At 41.8% G+C, this 1,009-nt stretch carries 2 protein-coding genes; both read right to left on the reverse strand.

Annotated elements, in window-relative coordinates; all coding sequences use genetic code 11:
- Nucleotides 1-324, reverse strand: a 324-nt coding sequence (locus F6K40_RS40530; RefSeq protein ID WP_293146077.1) for a hypothetical protein, incomplete at its 3' end; no start/stop codon positions are given.
- 68 nt (nt 325-392) lie between these two features.
- Complete coding sequence (locus tag F6K40_RS40535; protein WP_293146079.1) at nt 393-902, reverse strand: hypothetical protein; 510 nt, start codon at nt 900-902, stop codon at nt 393-395.
- Nucleotides 903-1,009 lie beyond the last annotated feature (107 nt).

Here is a 1,009-nt window from a genome sequence, read left to right on the forward strand (position 1 = left end):
TTGCTGCCGTTTTGCTTCTGTTTTTTCAATTTCCGTCAACTTTTGCTCTGCTTCTTCCCTACTGTCGCGACGATGAAATCGACTATTTGCAGTAGCGAGTTGTTTGCTTTCTTCGGAGGTGGAGTGACGGAGATGATACAAATGTTGTTGCAACTGATAATATTCTTCTAGGAGTTGGGGTGGTATTTCGGCGTCTGGGTAGATGTCTTTGCTTGCCATTAATTCTGCTACCATGCGAAAACGGAAACGCTCGGTATATTCTACTGCTTTGTCGTATTGCTGGAGGTTGACGAAACATTGGACGATGCTTTGGTAGACTTCCATAGATTCTGCAAGAATTTCTTGGCGGCGATCGTCGTCTTGTGACCAACTGCGACTGAGTTCGACTGCGATTATGGCTTTTTCGTAGGCAGCGATGGTACGATTTCCATGTTATTTGCTTTGTTGCCGAGTGGAAAGTCCTTAAGGCAGGTGCTGAAATCACTAATAGCGTTGGCGATGAACATACTGACAATGTATTTTGCTGCGTTTGTTTCTACTCCTAAGAATTTAGCTGTTGCCGAGGTCTGTAGGATGTGAACAAAGTTATTGTCGAGTTTGTCTAAGTTTGCTTGCAGGAGTGGGTATATAACTTCAGAGTTGCCGTTGCTGTAGGCAGTTACCTGCAATACTTGGATTAAAAAGTCTAGTTGAGAATGGAGCTTATCTGGTAATTTTTCTCTAATACCAGCAGTTGTAATGAGTATTTGAGAGTAGAGCTTCCGGCGCAAAGAAGGAAATATTAACACTAACACTAACGTTAACACCACCACAGGCAAGCGCACGAAAATTATTACCAGGAGTTGGATAAAACCATGCCCTAGTTTCAAAAGTGTCTGTTTAACAAACAAAAGTTGTTGCATAGTCGGTTAGTTGATATTTATAAATATATGGTCAAGGTTGATGCAGTAAGAGCTAGACACTGATTCCGCCACGGATATACGGATTATATCTGTTGTCAAAACTACTA

It is taken from the genome of Okeania sp. SIO3I5 (genome assembly GCF_010672085.1).
Taxonomy (GTDB): Bacteria; Cyanobacteriota; Cyanobacteriia; order Cyanobacteriales; family Microcoleaceae; genus Trichodesmium.

Bases quoted from the DNA above. Each gene is read 5' to 3' on its own strand.
- F6K40_RS40535 (WP_293146079.1), bottom strand. From the start codon at position 902: ATGCAACAACTTTTGTTTGTTAAACAGACACTTTTGAAACTAGGGCAT.